Source organism: Mycolicibacterium thermoresistibile, assembly GCF_900187065.1.
Taxonomy (GTDB): domain Bacteria; phylum Actinomycetota; class Actinomycetes; order Mycobacteriales; family Mycobacteriaceae; genus Mycobacterium; species Mycobacterium thermoresistibile.
In genome coordinates this window covers 1,346,345-1,367,207 of the sequence record NZ_LT906483.1, presented here as the reverse complement: position 1 = coordinate 1,367,207, position 20,863 = coordinate 1,346,345, and the positions used below count along the sequence as shown (strand labels likewise).

General features: G+C 67.5%; 17 protein-coding genes and 1 tRNA gene. 10 read left to right on the top strand and 8 right to left on the bottom strand.

Annotated features, from left to right (window positions below; translation table 11 throughout):
* Positions 1–6: 6 nt before the first annotated feature.
* Both CKW28_RS06330 and CKW28_RS06325 read left to right on the top strand, forming a co-directional pair.
* The gene (locus tag CKW28_RS06330; RefSeq protein WP_003927906.1) at positions 7–1,200 is read left to right on the top strand and encodes an amidohydrolase family protein; all 1,194 of its coding nucleotides are present in this window, start codon (positions 7–9) and stop codon (positions 1,198–1,200) included.
* Positions 1,197–1,697 carry a MaoC family dehydratase gene (locus CKW28_RS06325; protein ID WP_003927907.1) on the top strand — a complete coding sequence of 167 codons (501 nt, stop codon included), beginning with the start codon at positions 1,197–1,199 and terminating at the stop codon, positions 1,695–1,697. Before CKW28_RS06330 ends, CKW28_RS06325 begins: the two co-directional genes overlap by 4 nt.
* A 24-nt stretch (positions 1,698–1,721) precedes the next feature.
* Here the strand turns inward: CKW28_RS06325 and CKW28_RS06320 are convergent, their stop codons facing one another.
* Complete coding sequence (locus CKW28_RS06320; RefSeq protein WP_003927908.1) at positions 1,722–4,070, bottom strand: CaiB/BaiF CoA transferase family protein; 2,349 nt, start codon at positions 4,068–4,070, stop codon at positions 1,722–1,724.
* The gene (locus tag CKW28_RS06315; protein ID WP_003927909.1) at positions 4,067–5,527 is read right to left on the bottom strand and encodes an aldehyde dehydrogenase family protein; all 1,461 of its coding nucleotides are present in this window, start codon (positions 5,525–5,527) and stop codon (positions 4,067–4,069) included. Before CKW28_RS06315 ends, CKW28_RS06320 begins: the two co-directional genes overlap by 4 nt.
* 170 nt (positions 5,528–5,697) lie before the next feature.
* Here CKW28_RS06315 and CKW28_RS06310 point away from each other — a divergent pair, with 170 nt between their 5' ends.
* From CKW28_RS06310 to CKW28_RS06275, 8 genes are read left to right on the top strand one after another with little or no spacing between them, the layout of a single operon-like run.
* A complete protein-coding gene (locus CKW28_RS06310; RefSeq protein WP_003927910.1) occupies positions 5,698–6,879 on the top strand; it encodes a cytochrome P450 in 1,182 nt (393 codons plus the stop codon).
* Entirely contained in the window at positions 6,879–8,066 is a 1,188-nt protein-coding gene (locus CKW28_RS06305; RefSeq protein WP_003927911.1) for an acyl-CoA dehydrogenase family protein, read from the top strand. The genes CKW28_RS06310 and CKW28_RS06305 overlap by 1 nt, the downstream gene beginning before the upstream one ends.
* A gap of 13 nt (positions 8,067–8,079) precedes the next feature.
* On the top strand, positions 8,080–8,628 hold the full coding sequence (locus CKW28_RS06300) for a MaoC family dehydratase (RefSeq protein WP_003927912.1): 549 nt from the start codon (positions 8,080–8,082) through the stop codon (positions 8,626–8,628).
* Entirely contained in the window at positions 8,628–9,032 is a 405-nt protein-coding gene (locus CKW28_RS06295) for a Zn-ribbon domain-containing OB-fold protein (RefSeq protein WP_003927913.1), read from the top strand. The genes CKW28_RS06300 and CKW28_RS06295 overlap by 1 nt, the downstream gene beginning before the upstream one ends.
* A gap of 14 nt (positions 9,033–9,046) precedes the next feature.
* Positions 9,047–10,177, top strand: a complete 1,131-nt coding sequence (locus tag CKW28_RS06290) for an acyl-CoA dehydrogenase family protein (RefSeq protein ID WP_003927914.1) — start codon at positions 9,047–9,049, stop codon at positions 10,175–10,177.
* Positions 10,174–10,626 carry a MaoC family dehydratase gene (locus CKW28_RS06285; protein WP_003927915.1) on the top strand — a complete coding sequence of 151 codons (453 nt, stop codon included), beginning with the start codon at positions 10,174–10,176 and terminating at the stop codon, positions 10,624–10,626. The genes CKW28_RS06290 and CKW28_RS06285 overlap by 4 nt, the downstream gene beginning before the upstream one ends.
* Positions 10,623–11,786 (top strand): lipid-transfer protein, encoded by a 1,164-nt coding sequence (locus CKW28_RS06280; RefSeq protein ID WP_003927916.1) that lies wholly within the window; start codon positions 10,623–10,625, stop codon positions 11,784–11,786. The genes CKW28_RS06285 and CKW28_RS06280 overlap by 4 nt, the downstream gene beginning before the upstream one ends.
* Before the next feature lie 56 nt (positions 11,787–11,842).
* Positions 11,843–12,415 carry a TetR/AcrR family transcriptional regulator gene (locus CKW28_RS06275; RefSeq protein ID WP_050812119.1) on the top strand — a complete coding sequence of 191 codons (573 nt, stop codon included), beginning with the start codon at positions 11,843–11,845 and terminating at the stop codon, positions 12,413–12,415.
* Between the two features lie 36 nt (positions 12,416–12,451).
* Here CKW28_RS06275 and CKW28_RS06270 read toward each other — a convergent pair whose 3' ends face one another.
* The 6 genes from CKW28_RS06270 to CKW28_RS06245 all read right to left on the bottom strand — a co-directional run bounded on the left by CKW28_RS06270 (position 12,452) and on the right by CKW28_RS06245 (position 20,811).
* Entirely contained in the window at positions 12,452–13,684 is a 1,233-nt protein-coding gene (locus tag CKW28_RS06270) for a cytochrome P450 (RefSeq protein ID WP_003927918.1), read from the bottom strand.
* Positions 13,681–14,913 carry a CaiB/BaiF CoA transferase family protein gene (locus CKW28_RS06265; protein ID WP_085975198.1) on the bottom strand — a complete coding sequence of 411 codons (1,233 nt, stop codon included), beginning with the start codon at positions 14,911–14,913 and terminating at the stop codon, positions 13,681–13,683. Before CKW28_RS06265 ends, CKW28_RS06270 begins: the two co-directional genes overlap by 4 nt.
* Positions 14,914–15,002: 89 nt before the next feature.
* Positions 15,003–16,310, bottom strand: a complete 1,308-nt coding sequence (locus CKW28_RS06260; protein ID WP_003927920.1) for an MFS transporter — start codon at positions 16,308–16,310, stop codon at positions 15,003–15,005.
* A gap of 96 nt (positions 16,311–16,406) precedes the next feature.
* Positions 16,407–16,480: transfer RNA gene (locus tag CKW28_RS06255), tRNA-Met, on the bottom strand.
* A 180-nt stretch (positions 16,481–16,660) separates the two neighbouring features.
* Positions 16,661–19,696 carry a UPF0182 family protein gene (locus CKW28_RS06250; protein ID WP_003927921.1) on the bottom strand — a complete coding sequence of 1,012 codons (3,036 nt, stop codon included), beginning with the start codon at positions 19,694–19,696 and terminating at the stop codon, positions 16,661–16,663.
* 92 nt (positions 19,697–19,788) lie between these two features.
* The gene (locus tag CKW28_RS06245; protein WP_003927922.1) at positions 19,789–20,811 is read right to left on the bottom strand and encodes a YlbL family protein; all 1,023 of its coding nucleotides are present in this window, start codon (positions 20,809–20,811) and stop codon (positions 19,789–19,791) included.
* Between the last annotated feature and the right edge of the window lie 52 nt (positions 20,812–20,863).

Here is a 20,863-nt window from a genome sequence, read left to right as displayed (position 1 = left end):
TCCGTGATGTCGCCCCGCTCACTGCCCTACCCGGTCTTCGACATCGACAACCACATGTACGAGACCACTGACGCGCTGATCAAGTTCCTGCCACGGGAACACCGGGGCAAAGTCGGTTACGTCGAACTCAACGGCCGCAAGAAGCTCATGGTCAAGGACCGCATCAGCCACATGATCCCGAACCCCACATTCGAGAAGGTGGCTCGGCCGGGGAGTGCCGAGGACTACTTCCTCGGCAACAACCCCGAAGGTTTGAACTTCCGGGAATTCGTCGGCGAGCCAATGGAAGTGATCCCGGCGTTTCAGCACCCCGCCCCGCGTCTGGAGCTGATGGACGAGCTCGGCATCGATCGGTGCGTGATGTACCCGACGCTGGCCAGCCTGATCGAGGAGCGCACCACCGACGACGTGGTGCTCACCCACGCCGTCATGCACGCGCTCAACCAGTGGATGCACGAACACTGGAGTTTCGACTACGAGGGCCGCATCTTCGCCACCCCGGTGATCACACTGCCGATCGTCGAGGAGGCCATCAGGGAACTGCACTGGTGCCTGGAGCGCGGCATGCGCACCTTCCTGGTGCGCCCGGCGCCGGTGCCCAGCCGGTTCGGCGGTTCCCGGTCGATGGGCCTGCCCGAGTTCGACCCGTTCTGGCAGGAGGTGGTGAACGCAGGCATCCCGGTCACCATGCACGCCTCCGACAGCGGGTATCAGAAGCACCTGATGGAGTGGGAGGGCGGCGACGAATACCTGTCGTTCAAGCCGAGCGCACTGCGCGAGGTGGTGATGGGGCACCGCGCCATCGAGGACACCCTGGCGGCGATGATCTGCCACGGCGCACTGTCCCGGTTCCCCGATCTGAAGATCCTGTGCGTCGAGAACGGCAGCGGATGGGTGCGTAACCTGCTCGAGCAACTCGACACCGCATACCGGATCATGCCCAAGGAGTTCGACGAACACCCGGTCGAGGTGTTCAAGCGCAACATCTACATCCACCCGTTCCTCGAGGACGATGTGCCGGGGCTGATCGAGATCATGGGCGCCGATCACGTCCTGTTCGGCTCCGACTACCCGCATCCCGAGGGCATCGGTGATCCGCTCAGCTTCGTCGACCGCCTCGAAGGCGTGTCCGAGGCGGACAAGGCGAAGATCATGGGCGGTAACGCCATGGGCCTGCTCGGCATCCGCGTTCCGGCATGACATCGCGGACCGGAACCGCCCAGCCTGGTCAGTCGGCGCCCGCCCCCACCGTCTACCAGGGACTCTCGGAGTTCGAGGCCCAGCTCGGCAGACATCTCGGTTACAGCGACTGGCACCGGGTGACCCAGGAGCAGATCGATCTGTTCGCGGAGGCGACCGGGGATCGGCAGTGGATCCACGTCGACGCCGAGAAGGCGGCGACCGGTCCGTACGGCAAGACCATCGCCCACGGATATCTGACGTTGTCCCTGGTTCCGCTGCTGATCAAGCAGATCTACCGGGTCGAGGGACTGTCCATGCAGGTGAACTATGGCGTGGACAAACTGCGCTTCCCGGCGCCGGTACCGGTCGACTCCCGCATCCGGGCCGGCGCGGAACTGGTCGGGGTCGAACGGTCCGGCAACGGCGCCCGCGCGACGGTGCGGGTCACCGTGGAGGTCGACGGAGGGGACCGCCCGGCCTGCGTGGTCGACACCATCGCGCTGATGGTGCCCTGATCGACGCTGCCCTGACGGGCGTTCCTAATCGGCGTGCAGCAGACGTCGGCCGATGACCCGCTGATCGGCGAGTTCACCGAGTTCGTCGTCGGTCACGCCGAGCGCGCGCAGAATCTCGGTGTTGTGCTGTCCGAGCGTGGGCGGCGGTGTCCGGTGGTGGCGAGCCGGCCCCGGGCTGATCCGAAACGGCCAGCCCGGATACCGATGTGTGCCGGTGATGGGATGCTCGATCTCCTCGTAGTAGCCCCGGGCGTCCAGCTGCGGTAGGTCGTACATCCGGTCGCCGGTGAGGATCCGCTCGGCCGGCACCCCGTGGGCGATCGCCGCCGCGACGGCCTGCTCCGCGGTCCGTCCGCGCGTCCAGGTGCTGACCACGTCGTCGAATTCATCGTGATGCCGGCGGCGTTGCGCCGCGGTGCGGAAGCGTTCGTCGCGGGCGAGCCCGGGCAGGTCCATCGCGGCGACCAGGTTCGCCCAGTCGGTGTCGTCGCGCACCGAGATCGCCACCCAGTCGTCCTCATCGCGGCACGGATACACACCCTGTGCATAGCTGCGGTGGCGGTTTCCCTCCCGCTCTCTGATCACCCCGTTCATCGAGTACTCGATCACCGGTTCGGCGGTGACCGCCGCCCCCACCTCGATCTGGGCCACTTCGATGAGCTGTCCCCCGCCGGTGCGCCGGCGTTCATGCAGCGCCGCGAGCAACGCGACACCCGCGTGCACACCGGCGATCGGGTCCGCCGGGCCCTGCAGATTGCACGGCGGCCCGTCCGGATATCCGGTGACCGCCGACATACCGGCGAGCTGTTCGATGTTCAGCGCCCAACCGACATAGTCACGCCACGGTCCCGCCAGACCGAATCCCGGCATGCGCACCATGATGACGTCGGGATTGCCGGCGGCGAGGCTGTCGTAGTCGAGGCCGAACTGTTCGACGACGCGGGGCGAGAAGTTCTCCACCACGACGTCGGCGTCGGCGGCCAGCCGCAGCGCGAGTTCGCGTCCGCGCCCGGAGTTCAGGTCGAGGGTGAGATCACGCTTGTTGAGGTTGGTGCCCTGCCACAGCGGGCCGCGTTCATACCAGTCGTCGCCCTGGCGCAGCAGCGCCCCGGAATAGCGGTGCGCATCGGGCCGCTGGATGGATTCGACCTTCACCACATCGGCGCCGAACGCCCCCAGGTAACAGGTCAGATAGGCGCCGGCCCAGAAGGTGCTGAGATCGAAGACCTTCAGCCCGGCGAACGGCGCCGCCGGATCGCCCTCGGCGTCGGCCGGTTCCGCCGCCCCGCCGGACCCGGGGCGGGCCCCGGAGAGCCGGAACGGCGCGCCGGGCCGCCGGTACTCCCATCCGGGCCCACCACCCGGGACGAAGAACCCCCGCTCGGCGTACTGCGGGCAGGTCAGGATCGAGGATCCGTCGTTGACCGGTGCGGCCGGAATGCGCAGGGCCTGACTGAGTTCGACGATGTCGGCAACGCTCTGGCCGTCGAGCCACGGCTGCACCTTCGCCAAGAACTCGTCCCGTTCCGGGCCGCCCAGCATGATCGCCAGTTGGTGTTCTCCGAACTCCGGCAGCCCGACCATCGCACACACGTCCAGCCAGTGCTGCCCGGTGAGGCAGTTGATGCCGATCCAGCCGTCGGCGGCCCGGACGATCCCGAGCATCGGCGCGGCCCTGGAATTCGTCGGCAGGCCCATGCTCCTGAGTCGCTCGGCCAGCAGCATCGGGTAGGGCAGCGTGGACAACAACGCCTCGAACGTGGACACGTCCACCTCGACCGGCCGGTCCTCGACGGTGGCGGCCACCCGCAGCCCGGTGAGCGCACCGAGCGCCGCGTAACCGCCGGCGATGTACTCCGGGATGCGCGCACCGGCCTGCACCGGGGTGCGACCGAATTCCCGCGCGTTCACCCAGCCCGAGGCGGCCTGCATCGTCAGCGGCGAGGTCGGCCGGCCGTGCAACGGGCCGTGCTGCCCGAAATCCGAGATCCGCACCACGACCAGACCCGGACGCACCCGTGCCAAGGTGTCGGAATCCAGGCCCCAGGCCTGCCGCCGGTCGTCACCGGCGGGCAGATTCTCCACCAGGATGTCCGCGCCGGCGATCAGTTCGCGTACCGCGGACCGATCGCGATCGTCTGTGAAATCCTTGACGGTGACGGTTTTTCCGCAGTTCAGGTAGTCGAACAGGCCGCTCCGGTCCGGGTCCGGCCGCCCGCCCGGAAACGGCCCCCACTGCCGCAGCGGATCACCGTCCGGTGGTTCGATCTTGTGCACGTCGGCGCCGAGGTCGGCGAGCAGTTTGGTGCAGTACGGGGCCGAGATCTCGGTGCCGACCTCCACCACCCGCACCCCGGCCAGCGCGCCGCTCATGCCGGCACTCCGATCGCCTTGGGCTCCATGTAGGAGCGCAGGCCGAGCAACCCGCCCTCGCGGCCGATCCCGCTCTGCCCGAATCCACCGAACGGGGCATCACCGGCAATGCACCCGTTGATCGAGACCTGGCCGGAGCGGATGCGCCGCGCCACTCCCAGGGCGCGGTCGACGTCGGCGGCGTAGACCGCCCCGCCCAGCCCGTAGCGGGAGTTGTTGGCGATGTCGACGGCCTCGTCGTCGTCGCGGCAGCGTAGGACGGTGAGCACCGGTCCGAACACCTCCTCCTGGGCGATGAAGTCGTCCGGCGCGACGTCGGTCAGGATCGTCGGCTCATAGAAGAAGCCGCGGTCCAGGTGGGCCGGGCGGGATCCGCCCGCGACCACCGTGGCGCCATCGGCCACGGCGCGTTCGACGAAGCCCTCCACCCGCTCCAGGTGCGCTCGGCTGATCAACGGGCCCATCTGGACGGCCGGGTCCACCGGGTTCCCGACCACCACCTTGCGGGCCAACTCGCCCAGCCGTGCCACGACGTCGTCGTGCATCGCCTCCGGCACCACCAGCCTGCTGTTGAGGATGCAGGCCTGTCCGGCGTGCATGGTGAGGCATTCGAAGAGAATGGTCTCCAGCAACTCGTCGGTGACCTCGAGATCGTCGAGGACGATGCTCGCCGACTTGCCCCCGCACTCCAGCAGAATCCGTTTCATCCCGCCGGCCGCACCGGCCATCACCTCGCGCCCCACCGCCGAACTGCCGGTGAAGCTGACCATGTCGATGCGGGGATCGGTGGTCAACATCTTCGATCCGTCGAGCCCGGACGGCGTGACGACGTTGACCACTCCAGGCGGAATATCGGTGTGCTCATCGATCATTCGCGCCAGCGCGAATCCGGCGAGGGGCGTCAACGGGGACGGTTTCAGCACGACGGTGTTGCCGGCGGCCAGCGCGCTGCCGATCTTCATCGCGTTGAGGGTGTGCGGGAAGTTCCACGGGGTGAGCACCGACACCACGCCGAGCGGCTCGTAACGCAGCAGGGTGGTGCCTCCGGCACCCCAGGCGTCGATGGGCTGTTCGACCGGTTCGAGTGCCAACTCACCGGCGTGTGTGGTCATCACCGCCGGTCCCTCGACATGGAACATCCGCTCGTTCGCCGAGCAGCCCCACTCGAGTTGGGCGAGCGCGAAGAAGTCGTCGGCGTGTTCCAGCAGCGCGGCACCCAGTTGCTGCAGGCACTTCGCGCGCTCCTCGGGGGTGAGTCCGGTCCAGCGGCCGGAGTCGAACGCCTCCCGCGCCGCGGCGATCGCCCGATCGACCTGGGCGGTGCTCGCATCGGGTGCGGCGGCGAAGGTCTCCCCGGTGGCCGGGTCGACGTCCTCGTAACGACCGCTGTCGGGATCCACCCACTCGCCGTTGATGTAGTGCCCGTAGGTCTCGACGAGGGCATGCGACCGGGTCATGGGGTCCTCACTCAAGGGTGTCCGACATACCTACATGAGTTGTATAGGTGTTTACTTCTCTACGGGCAATGGATTCTCGAAAATCCGCCTATTTCGCGCGAATCCCCGCCACCTCGTCGGACATATTGCTATCGTCTGTCCGATCACAACGGCTCGAAGGAAGGCGTTCGGTGCTCACCACGGTCCCCCTGCACTCGCCCGATTTCTACGCCGGGAACCCCTACCCGGCGTACCGCGAACTGCGCGCGACGACACCGGTCGTCTACAACGACGTGACGAACTTCTGGGCGCTGCTGAAGTACGAGGACATCCGTTACGTGTCGAGCCACCCGCAGCTGTTCTCGTCCACCAAGGGCATCACGATCCCGGATCCCGACCAGCCGGAACCGGTCCAGGAGGGCAACCTGATCTTCACCGATCCGCCCCGGCACCGGCAGTTGCGCAAGCTGATCAACACCGCATTCACCCGTCGGCAGGTGGCGCTGCTGGAACCGAAGGTGCGCGAGATCGTCTACGGGATCTTCGAAGGTGTCGCACCGGGTTCGGAACAGGAGTTCGCCGAATCCTTCGCCGCCCCACTGCCGACCCGGATGATCGCCGAACTGCTCGGCGCATCCCCCGAGGACTGGGAGCGGTTCCGGCGGTGGTCGGATGCCTGTACCGGGACCGCCGATCCGGAGATCGAACTCGACGCGATGGAAGCGATCGGCGAACTGTACGAATACTTTCAGCAACTGATCGCGGCCCGACGCACCGAACCCCGCGACGACATGATGTCGGTTCTGGCCCAAGCCGAGGTCGACGGCGCCAGGCTCAGCGACGAGGACCTGCTCAACTTCGCGTTCCTGTTGCTGGTGGCGGGCAATGAGACGACACGCAACCTCATCGCGCTGGGCACATTGGCCCTCATCGAACATCCGGACCAGTGCCGCAAGCTCATCGAGAACCCCACACTGATCCCCGGCGCGGTCGAGGAGATGCTGCGCTACACCAGCCCGGTCACCCACATGGCGCGTCAGGCCACCGAAGACGTCGAGATCCGCGGCCGGCACATCAGGAAGGGTGACACCGTGGTGATGCTCTACGGATCGGCGAACCGCGACGAGGAGATATTCGGCGACGACGCCGAGGACTTCAGGATCGACCGCCAGCCGAACCCGCACATCGCCTTCGGGTGCGGTGAGCATTCATGCATCGGGGCGCAGCTGGCCCGCTTGGAGGCATGTGTGTTCTTCGAGGTGTTACTCGGCCGCTTCCCCGACCTGGAACTGGTCGGCACCGTGGACCGGATGCGGGCGACGATGGTCCCGGGCGTGAAACGGATGCCGGTGCGGCTGGGGGCCGGACGCTGATGGACTTCGACTACACCCCGGAACAGGAGGCGCTGCGCCGGGACTTCCGGCGGCGACTCGAGGCCGTCATGACCCCGGAACGGCGCGCGGCGATCGCCGGCCAACTCGAGGGCGGGCCGGCGGTCGCCGAATGCCGCCGCGCCCTCGGCGAAGCCGGTCTGCTCGGCGTGTCCTGGCCGGTCGAGTACGGCGGTGGCGGGCTCAGCGCGCTGGAACAGTACATCTTCGCCGAAGAGGCGCGGCGGGTGAACGCGCCGCTGCCGATGATCACGCTGAACACCGTCGGACCGACCCTGATGCAGTTCGGCACCGAGGAGCAGAAGCAGAAGTTCCTGCCCGCGATCCTCCGCGGCACCGTTGATTTCGCGATCGGGTACTCCGAGCCCGGAGCCGGCAGCGACCTGGCGTCTTTGCGCACCACAGCGGTGCGCGACGGTGACGAGTGGGTGATCGACGGGTCGAAGATGTTCACCAGCGGCGCCGAGTACGCCGACTACATCTGGTTGGCCGCCCGCACCGACCCGGAGGCGAGGAAACACAAGGGCATCACCTTGTTCATCGTGCCGACGGACTCCCCCGGTTTCTCGTGGAAACCGTTGCACACCATGCCCGGTGTCTCGACCTACTACACCTTCTACGACGATGTGCGGGTACCCGACGACAACATCGTCGGCAACCTGAACGAGGGCTGGAAACTCGTCACCAACCAGCTCAATCTGGAGCGCGCGGCACTGGGCAACCTCGGCGCGTTGGAGCCCCTGTTCGAGAAGACGTTGCAGTGGGCCAGGACCACCCCGGCCGACGGCGGGCACATCATCGACATCCCATGGGTGCAACAGGTGTTGGCCCGGGTGGAGGCACAGGTGTCGGCCTACCGGTTGATGAATCTGCGGGTCAACGCGTCGATGTCGAGTGGCGGGCTCGGCATGGCCGAGGCGTCTGCGGCCAAGGTGTTCGGCACCGAGTTGACCCAGCGGGTGGCCCGGGAACTGCTCGAGGTGCTCGGCGCCGACGGCACCCGCAAAGGCGCCGACGCCCCGCTGCGGGGCGAGTTGGAGCACGCCTATCGGCTGGCGGTGATCAACACCTTCGGCGGAGGCGCCAACGAGCTGCAACGCGACATCATCGCGATGGCCGGCCTGGGTATGCCGCGCGCGCCGCGGGATCTGCGGGCCACCGCGTCATGACAGAGAGGTTCGAATGACTGAGATCTCGAAATCCGAACTGCGCCAACGGCTCGATGCGCTGATCGGTCAGCCGATCAGCTCCGGACAGCCGGTCAGGGCGCCGGATCCGGTGAACCAGCCGATGATCCGGCACTGGGCATACGCGCTGTCCGACTTCAACCCCGCCTATCTGGATCCGGGATGGGCCGCACGATCCCGCTACGGCGGAATCGTCTCACCGCCGGTGATGCTGCAGAGCTGGACGATGGCGCCGCCGAAACTCCAGGGCATCCACGAACGTGGCGGTGTACCGGTCGAGATCCGCGACAACCCGCTGCAGTTCCTCGCCGATGCGGGCTACACCGGCACCATCGCGACGAACTCGGAGTTCGAGATCGAGCGCTACCCCCGGGTCGGCGACGAGATCACCGCCGAGACCGTCTTCGAGACCATCTCCGACGAGAAGAAGACCGCGATGGGACACGGCTTCTTCGTCACCTGGGTCACCACCTACCGCGACCAGCACGGCGAGGTGATCGGCCGGCAACGGTTCCGCACCCTCCGATTCAAGACAGGAAGCTGATGGCGAACCGACTCGCACCCACCATCAACCGGGACAACCAGTTCTTCTACGACGGTCTGAAGGAACACAAGCTGCTCATCCAGCGGTGCGGTGACTGCGCGACGTTCCGGGTGCCGCCACGGCCGATGTGCGGCTCCTGCCAGTCGCTGATCTGGGATGCGGTCGAATCCTCCGGCCGCGGAACGGTGTACAGCTGGGTGATGCCGCAGTACCCGCCGCTGCCGTTCTTCGAGTACCCCTACATCGTGGTGCTCGTCGAACTCGACGAGGGGGTGCGCATGGTCTCGAACCTCCGTGACATCGATCCGGCCGACGTGAAAGTCGGGATGGACGTCGAGGTGTTCTACGAGACCTTCAACGACGACGAACTGGTCCTGCACCAGTTCCGTCCGGCCGCGCTGTAGATCGCGAGGGCGTGATGGACTTCTCCTTCTCCGAGGACCAGGAGACGATCGGCAAGATCGCCCGGCAGCTCTTCGAGCACCGGGCGACCCCGGAGCACCTCCTCGACCTCGAATCGGGCGACATCCGCCACGATCCGGCCCTGTGGCAGGAACTGGCCTCGGCCGACCTGCTGGGTGTCGCGCTGCCGGAGTCCGTCGGCGGTACCGGAGGCGGCTTCCTCGAGCTGGGGGTGCTGCTCGCCGAGGTGGGCCGGTGTGTGGCACCGGTGCCGGTGTACGCCACCCTGCTGCTCGGCGCGGACACCATTGCCCGCCACGGCGATCCGGCAGTACAACAGCACTATCTGCCCGGGGTGGTCGACGGCAGCCGCATACTGAGCGCCGCGATCGCCGAACCCGGCAGCATCGATCCGCTCACCCCGTCCACCACCGCCCGCCGCGACGGCGACTCCTGGCTGCTGGACGGGACGAAGACCCTGGTTCCGGCGGCGCAGCTGGCCGAGGCCATCGTGGTGACCGCAACGCCACAGGACGACGACGGCGGCCCGGCGCTGTTCGTCGTCGACACCGCGGACCCGGGGGTGCGGACCGAGCCGGTGCAGACCACCAACGGCGAACCCTTCGCCGATGTGGAACTTCGCGGGGCCCGGGCCGCACACCGGCTCACCGCGGGTGAGAACCCGGTCGAATCGCTGCACACCCGCGCCCTGATCGGGCTGTGCGCCATGCAGGTCGGGGTCACCGAGCGGGCGCTGCGGATCGCGGCCTCCTACACCAGCGAGCGGGAGCAGTTCGGCCGGCCGATCGGCTCGTTCCAGGCCGTTCAGCAGCGGATGGCCGACGCGTTCATCGACACCGAGGCCATCCGGTGGACCACCTGGCACGCCGCCTGGCTGGTGTCGAAAGACCGGTCCGCGCACCGGGAGGCCGCCATGGCGAAGTTCTGGGCCGCCGAGGCCGGAGCGCGGGTCACCGCCACCGCCCAACAGGTGCACGGCGGCATCGGCATCGACATCACCTACCCGTTGTCGCGATATTTCCTGTGGGCCAAGCAGATCGAACTGACCCTGGGGTCAGCCTCACATCAGCTGGCCCGGCTGGGCAGCACATATCGGGCCGGCGGAAATCGGGAAGGACACCAATGACATCAACCCTCGGCCGCACCGACACTCTGGCGTGGGACGCCGTCAACGTCGGTGACGAGGTCACCGCGTTGGAGGTACCGGTCACCACGACCCTGATCGTGGCCGGAGCGATCGCGTCCCGTGATTACATGCCGGTGCATCACGACCGCGACTTCGCGAACTCGCAGGGCTCCAAGGACATCTTTCTGAACATCCTGACCACCAACGGGCTGTGTGTGAAATTCCTGCACGACTGGGCCGGCCCCGAAGCGATGGTCAGGAAACTGTCCATCCGGCTCGGCGTTCCGGCCTACCCCAACGATCCACTGCGGTTCACCGGCAGCGTCACCGACAAGATCGCCGGACAGGACGAGGGGTTGGTCGAGGTGACGTTCAAGGGCACCAACAGCCTCGGCGACCACGTGTCGGGAACCGCGCTGCTGAGCTTCCTCGACGGAGCCGGGCGATGACGGGCATCTCCGGCCGGGCCGCGATCGTCGGCATCGGCCAGACCGAGTTCTCCAAGGAGTCCGGGCGCAGCGAGATGCAACTCGCCTGCGAGGCCGTCAAAGCCGCGCTCGACGACGCCGGGCTCACCCCGGCCGACGTCGACGGCATGGTCACGTTCACCGTCGACGAGAACGAGGAGATCGAGGTCGCCCGCAACGTCGGCATCGGCAACCTGACCTTCTTCACCCGGGTACCGCACGGCGGCGGCGCGGCGGCGGGCACCGTCCTGCAGGCCGCCATGGCGGTCGCCACCGGGGTCGCCGATGTGGTGGTCTGCTACCGCGCCTTCAACGAGCGCTCCGGGTTCCGCTTCGGCGGCGCCGGCCGGAAACCGACCGCTCCCCCGCTGTGGCTGGCCCCGTACGCACCGTTCGGACTGATGACGCCCGCCGGCTGGGTCGCGCTGCACGCCCAGCGGTACATGACGACCTACGGGGTGACCAACGAGGACTTCGGCAAGATCTCGGTGATCGACCGCAAGCACGCCGCCAACAACCCGGACGCCTGGTTCTACCAGCGGCCGATCACCCTCGAGGATCACCAGAACTCCCGTTGGATCATCGAGCCGGTGCTGCGGCTGTTGGACTGCTGCCAGGAGAGCGACGGCGGGGTGGCGCTGGTCGTGACCAGCGTGGAACGGGCCCGGGACCTGCGGCACCGGCCGGCGGTGATCACCGCGGCCGCTCAGGGTGCGGCCTATGACGGCGAGGTGATGACGAGCTACTACCGCGACGACATCACCGGGCTGCCCGAGATGGGCGTGGTTGCCGAGAAGCTGTGGCGGGACTCCGGATTGAAGCCGTCCGACATCTCCACGGCGTTCCTCTACGACCACTTCACCCCCTTCGTGTTCACCCAGCTCGAGGAACTCGGGTTCTGCGGCCGCGGCGAGGCCAAGGACTTCGTCTCGGTCGACGAACTCTCGCTGGGGGGATCGCTGCCGATCAACACCAACGGCGGGCTGCTCGGCGAGGCCTACATCCACGGGATGAACGGCATCACCGAGGGGGTCCGACAGGTGCGCGGCACCTCCTACAACCAGGTCGAGAACGTCGAACACGTGCTGGTCACCTCGGGGACCGGCGTGCCGACCAGCGGACTGATCCTGGCGCCCGGTTGAGTATCGTCGTGGCTGTGACGGAGGCGACCGCGCTGGAAACCCGTGAGGCGATCATCATGGGGGCCTTCGCATGCTTCCGCACCTACGGGCTGCGCAAGACCACGATCGTCGACATCGCACGCAAAGCCGAGGTCTCCCGCAGCACCGTCTACGAGTACTTCCCTGACAAGGCCGCGATCGTCGAGGCCTGCGCCGAGGCCGCCTCGGAGCGGTTCTACCGGAACATGGCCAAGGTGGTGAACCGGGGAGAGGACCTGGAGGACAAGCTGGTCCGCGCCTGCGTATTCGTCACACAGGCGCGGCGGGTGGTGCAGGGCGAGAAGTACTTCGACGAAGAGGAGGTCAGCATCCTGCTGACCAGGGACTCAGCCGTACTGCTCAAGGAGTGCGCCGACTTCATCGCACCGTATCTGTCCGCCGGACGGGTCACCGGAGAGGTCCGCAAGGACCTCGACATCCCCAAGGCCAGCGAATGGGTGGCACGAATCCTGTTCTCGCTGTTCAACACACCGTCACCGACGATCGACATGAGCGACGACGGGGCGGTGGCCGACTTCGTCCGGTCGTTCGTGCTGCGCGGATTCGTCGACGACCGTCCGCACCGCGGCAGAAGGTCGTCGGCCGGCTGACAGCGCGTCGACCGGCGCCCTCCGGTGACCCCGCTGTCAGCGCCCGGCGCGAACCGGCACGTTCTTGAACCCCGACACGTTCGACATCTGCACCCGGCGCAGCCCGGCCCGGTCCACTTCGTACTCGGGGATCAGATCCAACAGCGCCTCCAACGCGATTCGGCTCTCCATCCGGGCCAGCGCCGCACCCAGACAACTGTGAATGCCGTATCCGAAGGCCAGATTGAAACCCATCACCCGGTCCCGGTCGATGTCGAGCCGGTCCGGATCGCGGAACACCCGCTCGTCTCGCAGCGCCGACCCGGTGAGCAGCAGAACCGCGCTGCCCTCCGGAATGGTGGTGCCGTGCAGGGTCACATCGCGGGTGTTCACCCGTACCTGATACTGCGACGGCGCTTCGAAGCGCAGCAGTTCCTCGATCGCCGCCGGGATCTTGGACCGATCGGCGCGCAGCTTCTGCCATTCGTCGGGAAAATCGGCGAATGCCACCACCGCGTTGCCGATGAGTTTGGTGACGGTCTCCGCGCCGGCGCCGCCGAGCATCGTCGCGAAGCCGGTGATGTCGACGTCGGTCAGCTTCTCGATCCGACCGTCGCGTTCGATCTCGGTTTCGATCAGCCGGCTGATCATGTCGTCCTGCGGTGCGGCCCGGCGTTTCTGGACCAGACCGTAGTAGTACATTCCGGTCGCGACCGACGCCTCGTATCCTTCGTCGGTGATGTGGATCTGACCGGGCTTGCGCTCGATGAGCAGGTCGAGCCAGCGCCGGATCTGCTCGCGGTCCTCCTCGGGAACCCCGAGCATGGTGGTGATGACCTGGTTGGGGAAGATCGCCGAGAAGTCGGCGACCGCGTCGAAACCCGCCGCGGGGTCGAGCCGCTCGATGAGGCGGTAGATCTTCTCGCGCACCATGTCTTCCAGCGCCGCGACCGCACGCGGAGTGAACACGCTGCTGACCAGCTTGCGCATGCGGTTGTGCTCGGGTGGGTCCATCGAGATGATCACCTTGGGCACCGGGATCGACTGTTCGGGCGCCTTGACCATGTCCAGGGTGGCGCCCTTGGCCGAGGAGAACGTCTCGTGATCCTTGGTGGCCGCGGCAACGTCGTCAAACCGTGACAGCGCCCAGAAATCCCATTCGGCGTTGTAGTAGACCGGCGCCTCGTCACGCAGCCGCCGGTAGGTCTGCCATGGCCCGTTGAAGTAATCCTCGGAGAACGGATCGAACTGCACCGGCCCGTCGACGGGCTTGTCGACCTGCACGCTCACAGCACGGCTCCCATCTGTTTGTAGCGCTCGATGGCGTCCCAGCCCAGCCCGGCGTCGAGCAACACCTCCTCGGTGTGTTGCCCGTGTTCGGGCGCCCCGTCCGGCACCACGTGGTGTCGGTCGAACTGCACGGGATTGACCGGGATCGCGTAGGGCACACCGTTCATCGTGGTGGTGTGCGCGATATAGCCGTTGGCGGTGACCGCGGGATCCGCACACACCTCGCCCGGCGTCTGCACCACACCCCAGGCGCCGGACAGCCCTGCCAGGGCCTCGCGCCACTCGGCCAGGGTGCGTTGGGCGAACACCTCGTCCATCATCGCGATCAGTGTGCTGCGGTTCTCGAATCGCGCTGCCGGATCGGCGAATCGCGGATCGTCGAGCACCTGCGGAAGACCGATGGCATGCATGGCCTCGGCGAAGAACTTGTCCAACTGCAACATCATCAGGGTGACGTACCGGCCGTCCTTGGTGCGATAGTTGCCGACCAGCGGGTTGGGGGCGTCGGCGTGGCCGAACGTGGGAATGGAGCTGCCGCCGTGGATCTGGCTCACCGCGATGTCCGGGCTCAGATTCCAGGCGGCGAGTCCCAACAGCGACACGTCCACCACCGACCCCTCACCGGTGGTGGCACGCTTGTACAGCGCTGCGGCGATACCCCCGGCGATCGTCATCCCGCCGAGCAGGTCACCGAAGGCGGGCCGGGACCGCACCAACTCCTCGGCGTCCTCGGTCAGGACGTGGGCGATTCCACCGCGCGACCAGTAGGAGACGCCGTCGTAGCCGGGTTTGTCCGCATCGGGCCCGTCCGGGCCGTGCCCGGATCCGCGGACATAGACGATGTTCGGGTTGACCGCCCGGATGTCCTCGACGTCGATGCGCATTCGTCTGCGCCGGCCGGGCAGATAGCTGGTCAGGAAGACGTCACAGGTCTTGGCCAGTTCGTGCACCACCTCCTGGCCTGCCGGGTTCAGCAGGTCGACGCCGATCGACTTCTTGCCCCGGTTCGGGATCTCGATCATGTAGTTGACGACCCCGCCGCCCTCGTCGACGATGCCCATGGTCACGAGCCCCCGTTGCGGGTCGCCGCCCGCGACCGGTTCGACCTTGATGACCTCGGCCCCCCATTCGGCCAGCACCGCACCCGCCGACGGCACGAACGTCCATGCCGCCACCTCGAGCACCCGGACCCCGCCGAGAACGTCGCCGCCGTTCTTGCCGCTGTTGATGTCTGCCTCCAGTGCGGAACGATGCCAATGCGAAAACAGTCGTTTACGAATTCTGAGAATGACAGTTTCGAGGCGGTTTGTAAACCAGCTCAGCCGGTTGATGCCACGGCGGCGGTTCCGGACCGCACCGGGCCCTCCGGCGGTGGGTCCGATTCCCCACGCCGGGAACCCGACAGCAGGAACAACGCGCCACCGAGGAATGCCGCGACCCCGGCGAACACCAGGAACCCGTTGAAACTGTCACTGGCCTGCAGGGTGCGGCTGAGCACCACGGCCCCGACCGCCGAGGAGACGCCGATCGCCGCGGACAGGATGCTCAGCACCGTGCTGTAGACGGTCAACCGGAAGCGGCGCGCCACCAGGTAGGCGACGACGTCACCTTCGGCGCCCCAGGCCGCGCCGAGACAACACACCGCCACCACCAGCACGGCGAACCCGTCCCACGGTGTCGCGATCAGCAGACACCCCAGGCCGGGCAGCCCCATCGCGACCGCCGCGACCAGGTGCGACGGCAGCCGGTCCAGAGCGAGCCCGCAGGCGAACCGGCCGACGATCACCGCCGCCGCGAAGATCGAGACGAGCACCGCGACACCATTGCCCGAACCGACCGAGTCGCCGAGGACCACACCGAGTTGGGCGGTGGTCACCGAGTGGTACAGATTGCACAGCAGGATGCCGGCCAACAGGATCCAGAAGACCGGGTTGCGGCCGATCATACGGTACGCGGCGCCGGTCCGCCGATGGGTGTCGTCCCGACCGCGGGAAGGGGTCTCGCCGGTTGGATCGGCAGGGGCCGGGTCGGCGGCGGGGTTCGGGCGCGGCGCCAGAGCCAGCGCGGCGAACCCCACTACCGCGATCGCCACCGCGATCGCCACACATCCCCAGCGCCATCCGAGAGTCTGATTCACCGCGTCCAGGGCGGGCACGCCGAGTGCGCCCAGCAGCGGCGGCCCGGAGATCGCGACGGCCAGGGCCAACCCGCGCGCCCGGTCGAACCGAATCGCCACCAGCCGACTGTAGATGGCCGGTGTGGTCGTCGTTCCCAGCGCGATCATCGCGACGTGAATGGCGAAGTACTGCCAGATCGGGCCGGACATCAACGCGTACCCGATCCAACAGACCGGCAGCCCCGTGACGCCGATCAGCGCGATGCGGCGCACCCCGAACAGATCGGTGAGCCGCCCGTAGACCGGCAGGAACACGAACGTCAGCAGTGCGATGACACCGGTCAGCGCGAAGTCGGAGCGGCTCCAGTCGAAAGCCGCCAGGAACTGCGGCGCCATCGCGGCATTGGTGTAGGCGCTCAGGCTCAGCCCCGCGCTCAGTCCCGCGGTGGCCGCCGCCAGCGGCCGCCAATTGACCCGCACCTCGCCGAGATAGCTGGGTGCGGCCGTCACGGTCGCGATGCTACTCGCCAAAAGCGGTGACCGGCAGCAGAATTGGTAATGCCCCGGGTGGGAGCGAATGGATCATACTCCCACCCAGGGCGTTAGTAGCGGGGACAGGATTCGAACCTGCGACCTCTGGGTTATGAGCCCAGCGAGCTACCGAGCTGCTCCACCCCGCGTCGGGTAAACACAAGGTTACCCAACCAGCCGCGCACGGCCAAATTGCTGGCCCACCAGGGACTGTGGTTCTTCTCACGATTGTCCCCGGCTTCGCCGTGGCTCACCGCACGCGTGCGGCGACGGCGCGTCGGCCGGCGGAACCGACTCGTACAACCGCTCCGCGTCACCGGGTATTCCCGCTATTCGGCGGAGTTGAACCGGTCCATCGCGTCGTGCAGCCGCTGCAGCGCCTGCCCGTACCGGGCGAAGTCGCCGCTGCGCTGGGCCTCCCGGACCTCGTCCATCGCGGAGTCGAGCTGACGGAGCGCGGCCGCCTTGGCCGGCGACAGCTGCACCGGGGCGCCGTCGGCCGGCGGCACCGCCGCCTCCGGGGCCGGGGTGCGCGGTGCGGCCTCGGGAGCCCGCTCCGGCTGACCGGCCCGCGGCGGCACGGACGCGGCCGCCTGACCGTCGGTGGGTGTGGTGGCCTCGGGTGTCTCACCGGTCACCGCACCGGTCGGCGCCGGCCCGGTCGCCGTCGCGTCGGCGCCCGGCCCGAACAGGTCGATCAGCGCGTCCCGGACGGTGGGCCCGTAGCCGATCTTGTCGTTGTACATCATCGCCACCCGGATCAACCGCGGGTAGGACGACGCCGCATCACCGCGGCCCGGCGACGCGTACACCGGTTCGACGTAGAGCAGTCCGCCGTCGCCGAGCGGCAGTGTCAGCAGGTTGCCGAACTGGATGCGGTTCTGGCCGTCCCGGCCGATCACGCCGAGGTCCTGGCTCACCGCGGTGTCGGTGGTGATCGCGTTGTTGGCCAGTTTGGGGCCGTTGACCTGGCCGGGGATGGTCAACACCGTCAGCCGTCCGTAGGTCTCCGGATCCGAGCTGGCGCTGATGTAGGCGGCCAGGAAGTCGCGCTGGAACCGGTTCATCGCGCTGGTGAGCTGGAACGACGCCGAGCCGTCGTTCAGCGCGAGGTCCTTGGCGACGATGTAGTACGGCGGCTGGAAGCTGCTCGCCGTCGGGTTCGGATCCAGCGGGACATCCCAGAAGTCCGACGTGGAGAAGAACGTGATCGGGTCGCTGACGTGGTACTTGGCCAGCAACGCCCGCTGCACCTTGAACAGGTCCTCGGGATAGCGCAGATGCTCGCGCAGCTCATCGGAGATCTCGCTGCTGGGTTTCACGGTGTCCGGGAACACCTTCATCCACGCCTGCAGCACCGGGTCGTCCTCGTCGTGCGCGTACAGCGTGACGGTGCCGTCGTAGGCGTCGACGGTGGCCTTCACCGAGTTGCGGATGTAGGACACCCGCTTGTCCGGCTGCAGCCGGTTGATCGCGACCTCATTGGAGTCCGCGGTGGCCGACGACAGCGTCGTCAGCTCCGAGTACGGGTAGTTGTCCAGCGTGGTGTAACCGTCGACGATCCACACGATCCGCTTGTTGACGATCGCCGGGTACACCGTGGTGTCGGTGGTCAGCCACGGCGCCACCGCCTCCACCCGGTCCGCCGGGTCACGGTTGAACAGCAGCTTGCTATTCTCGCCGATCACATTGGAGAACAGGAAGTTCCGCTCGGCGTACTTGGCCGCGAACACCGTGCGGTTCAGCCAGTTGCCGATCGGCACCCCACCCGACCCGGTGTAGGTGTAGTTGCGGGTCTCGGTGCTGGTCTCGAAGTCGTACTCGCGCGGCGGGCCGTTCTCGCCGACGATCGCGTAATCGGCCGCCGTGTTGGCGATCACCGGCCCGAAGTAGATACGCGGCTGCTCCAGCTCCGCCGGACCCTGGTTGATGATGCCCTCCGGGCCGACCTCGTTGGTCAGGAACTCCGGGTAGCCGCCGTTCTGGGTGGGGTCGTTGGCGACTCCGCGCACCGTGTTGGCGGGCGAGGCGATGAAGCCGTTGCCATGGGTGTAGACGGTGTGGCGGTTGATCCAGTCCCGCTGGTTGTCGATCAGCCGGTCCGGGTTCAGTTCCCGGGCCGCGACGACATAGTCGCGCAGTTCACCGTCCTCGTCGCGGTAACGGTCGATGTTGAGGTGGTCCGGGAAGTAGTAGAAGTTCTTGCCCTGCCGGAACTGGGTGAACGCCGGGCTGACGATGGTCGGGTCGAGCACCCGGATGTTCGACGTCGTCGCCGCATCGGCCGCGACCTGCGCGGCGGTCGCCGGCGCGTTACCCGGGTAACTGCGGTAGGTGACCACATCCTCGGTGAGACCGTAGGCGTGCCGGGTCGCCGCGATGCTCCGGCTGATGTACTCGCTCTCCTTCTGCGCCGCGTTCGGCCGGACGCTGAACTGTTCGACGATCATCGGCCAGCCGGCGCCGACCACCAGCGAGCTGAGCAACAGCAGCACCAGACCGACGGCGGGAATCCGCAGGTCCCGGAGGAACAAGGCGGAGAACACCGCGATCGCGCAGATCACCGCGATCGCCAACATGATCAGCTTCGCCGGCAGCACCGCGTTGATGTCCGTGTAACCGGCGCCGGTGAACGGTTTGCCGGGCCGCGTGTGGCTCAGCAGTTCGTAGCGGTCCACCCAGTAGGCCACCGCCTTGAGCAGCACCAGCAGGCCGACCAGGGTGATCAGCTGGATCCGGGCGGCGCGGCTGAGCACTCCGGCCCGCCCGGCCAACCGGATGCCGCCGAACAGGTAGTGGGTGACCAGGTTGGCGATCAACGCCAGCGTCACCGCGACGAACAGATAGGTCAGCACCAGCCGGTAGAACGGCAGATCGAAGGCGTAGAAACCGAGATCCTTGCCGAACTCGGGATCGGTGATCCCGAAACTGCCGCCGTGCAGGAACAGCTGCACCCGCACCCAGTAGCTCTGCGCCACGATGCCGGCGAGCAGGCCGATGAACACCGGAATCCCGACGCCGTACATCCGCAGCCGGGCCATCACCGCGATGCGGTACCGCGCCACCGGATCGTCCGGGCCGTTGGTCGGCACGAACACCGGGCGGGTGCGGTACGCCAGCGCCAGCCCCGCGAACACCACCGCACCGACGACCAGCGCCGCCACCAGGAACACGATCAGCCGGGTGAGCAGCACCGTCGTGAACACCGAGCGGTACCCGAGTTCGCCGAACCACAGCCAGTTGACGTAGGTGTCGATCAACCGGGGACCGGTCAACAGCAATACGACCGCGATGAGCGCGATCGCGATCAGGATCCGGCTACGTCGCGTCAGCGTCGGCATCCGTGCCGCAGGCCGCATTGCCACTCGCGTCACTCCAGTTCGGTTCGGGGAGTCCGGAGGTTAATCCGGGGGTGGGTGTGCCCCACCAACTCTACGCACCGTCCGGTTCCGGTTCCTCAACACCGTGGCGGTTCGCCACCAGCAGAAAGGGTGTTCAGCGCCGTCACCGCGTCGTCGAGTGTCTCCACCCGCACGAGTTCCATGCCGTCGCGTTGCGCCGACTTCGCCTCCACGCAGTTCTCGGCGGGCACCAGGAACACCGTGGCGCCGGCGTCGGCGGCGGCCGCCATCTTGTGGGTGATGCCGCCGATCGATCCCACCTGCCCGTCACCGGTGATGGTGCCCGAGCCGGCCACCACCCGCGACCCGGCGAGGTCCCCCTCGGTGAGTTTGTCGATCACCGCCAGGCTGAACACCATGCCCGCCGACGGGCCGCCGACGTTGGCGAGGTTGAACGTGATCTCGAACGGCGCCCACGGCGCGTCCAGCACCCCGATGCCCAGATATCCGTGCTCGCGGTCGGGGTTCTCCCCCAACGTGACGGCCACCGCACCGGGCGGGGCGTTCTTGCGGCGGTAGTCGATGACGATGGTGTCCCCCGGCTTGGTCTCCTGCAGCACCGCCTGGAACTCGTCGAGGTTGGCCACGGGCCGGCCGTCCACCGCGTCGATCGCGTCGCCGTCGCGCAGCTTGCCGGCCGACGGGCCGGACTCCTCGACCGAATCCACCGTCACCGCCATCGGGTAGTCCAGGTAGGACAGGGCGGCGTACTCGGCGCTGTCCTCGGACTGGCGGAAGTCGCGGGTGTTGGCCTGCTCGATCTCCTCGCGAGACTTGTCGGGCGGATACACCAGATCCCGCGGCACCAGCTGCTCACGGCCGGACATCCACAATGTCAACGCCTGCCCGAGGGTCAAACCGTCGCGCTGCGCCACCGTGGTCATGTTCAGCTGCCCGGATGTCGGATACACCTCGGCGCCCTCGATCGCGACCACGTCCTTGCCGTCGATCTGGCCGAGGGTGTCGAACGTCGGCCCGGGACCCAGCGACACGAAGGGCACCCGCACCACCGACAGCAGCACACCGAACGCCATGATCGGCACCAGCGCGACGATCAGCGTCAGAATCCGCCTGTTCACGCCGCATACAGTAGAGCCCGGCGCGGGCGTTCACTGACAGCGAGACCCGCAA

Bases quoted from the DNA above. Each gene is read 5' to 3' on its own strand.
- CKW28_RS06330 (WP_003927906.1), top strand. From the start codon at position 7: ATGTCGCCCCGCTCACTGCCCTACCCGGTCTTCGACATCGACAACCAC.
- CKW28_RS06325 (WP_003927907.1), top strand. From the start codon at position 1,197: ATGACATCGCGGACCGGAACCGCCCAGCCTGGTCAGTCGGCGCCCGCC.
- CKW28_RS06320 (WP_003927908.1), bottom strand. From the start codon at position 4,070: ATGAGCGGCGCGCTGGCCGGGGTGCGGGTGGTGGAGGTCGGCACCGAG.
- CKW28_RS06315 (WP_003927909.1), bottom strand. From the start codon at position 5,527: ATGACCCGGTCGCATGCCCTCGTCGAGACCTACGGGCACTACATCAAC.
- CKW28_RS06305 (WP_003927911.1), top strand. From the start codon at position 6,879: ATGGACTTCGACTACACCCCGGAACAGGAGGCGCTGCGCCGGGACTTC.
- CKW28_RS06300 (WP_003927912.1), top strand. From the start codon at position 8,080: ATGACTGAGATCTCGAAATCCGAACTGCGCCAACGGCTCGATGCGCTG.
- CKW28_RS06295 (WP_003927913.1), top strand. From the start codon at position 8,628: ATGGCGAACCGACTCGCACCCACCATCAACCGGGACAACCAGTTCTTC.
- CKW28_RS06290 (WP_003927914.1), top strand. From the start codon at position 9,047: ATGGACTTCTCCTTCTCCGAGGACCAGGAGACGATCGGCAAGATCGCC.
- CKW28_RS06285 (WP_003927915.1), top strand. From the start codon at position 10,174: ATGACATCAACCCTCGGCCGCACCGACACTCTGGCGTGGGACGCCGTC.
- CKW28_RS06280 (WP_003927916.1), top strand. From the start codon at position 10,623: ATGACGGGCATCTCCGGCCGGGCCGCGATCGTCGGCATCGGCCAGACC.
- CKW28_RS06275 (WP_050812119.1), top strand. From the start codon at position 11,843: ATGGGGGCCTTCGCATGCTTCCGCACCTACGGGCTGCGCAAGACCACG.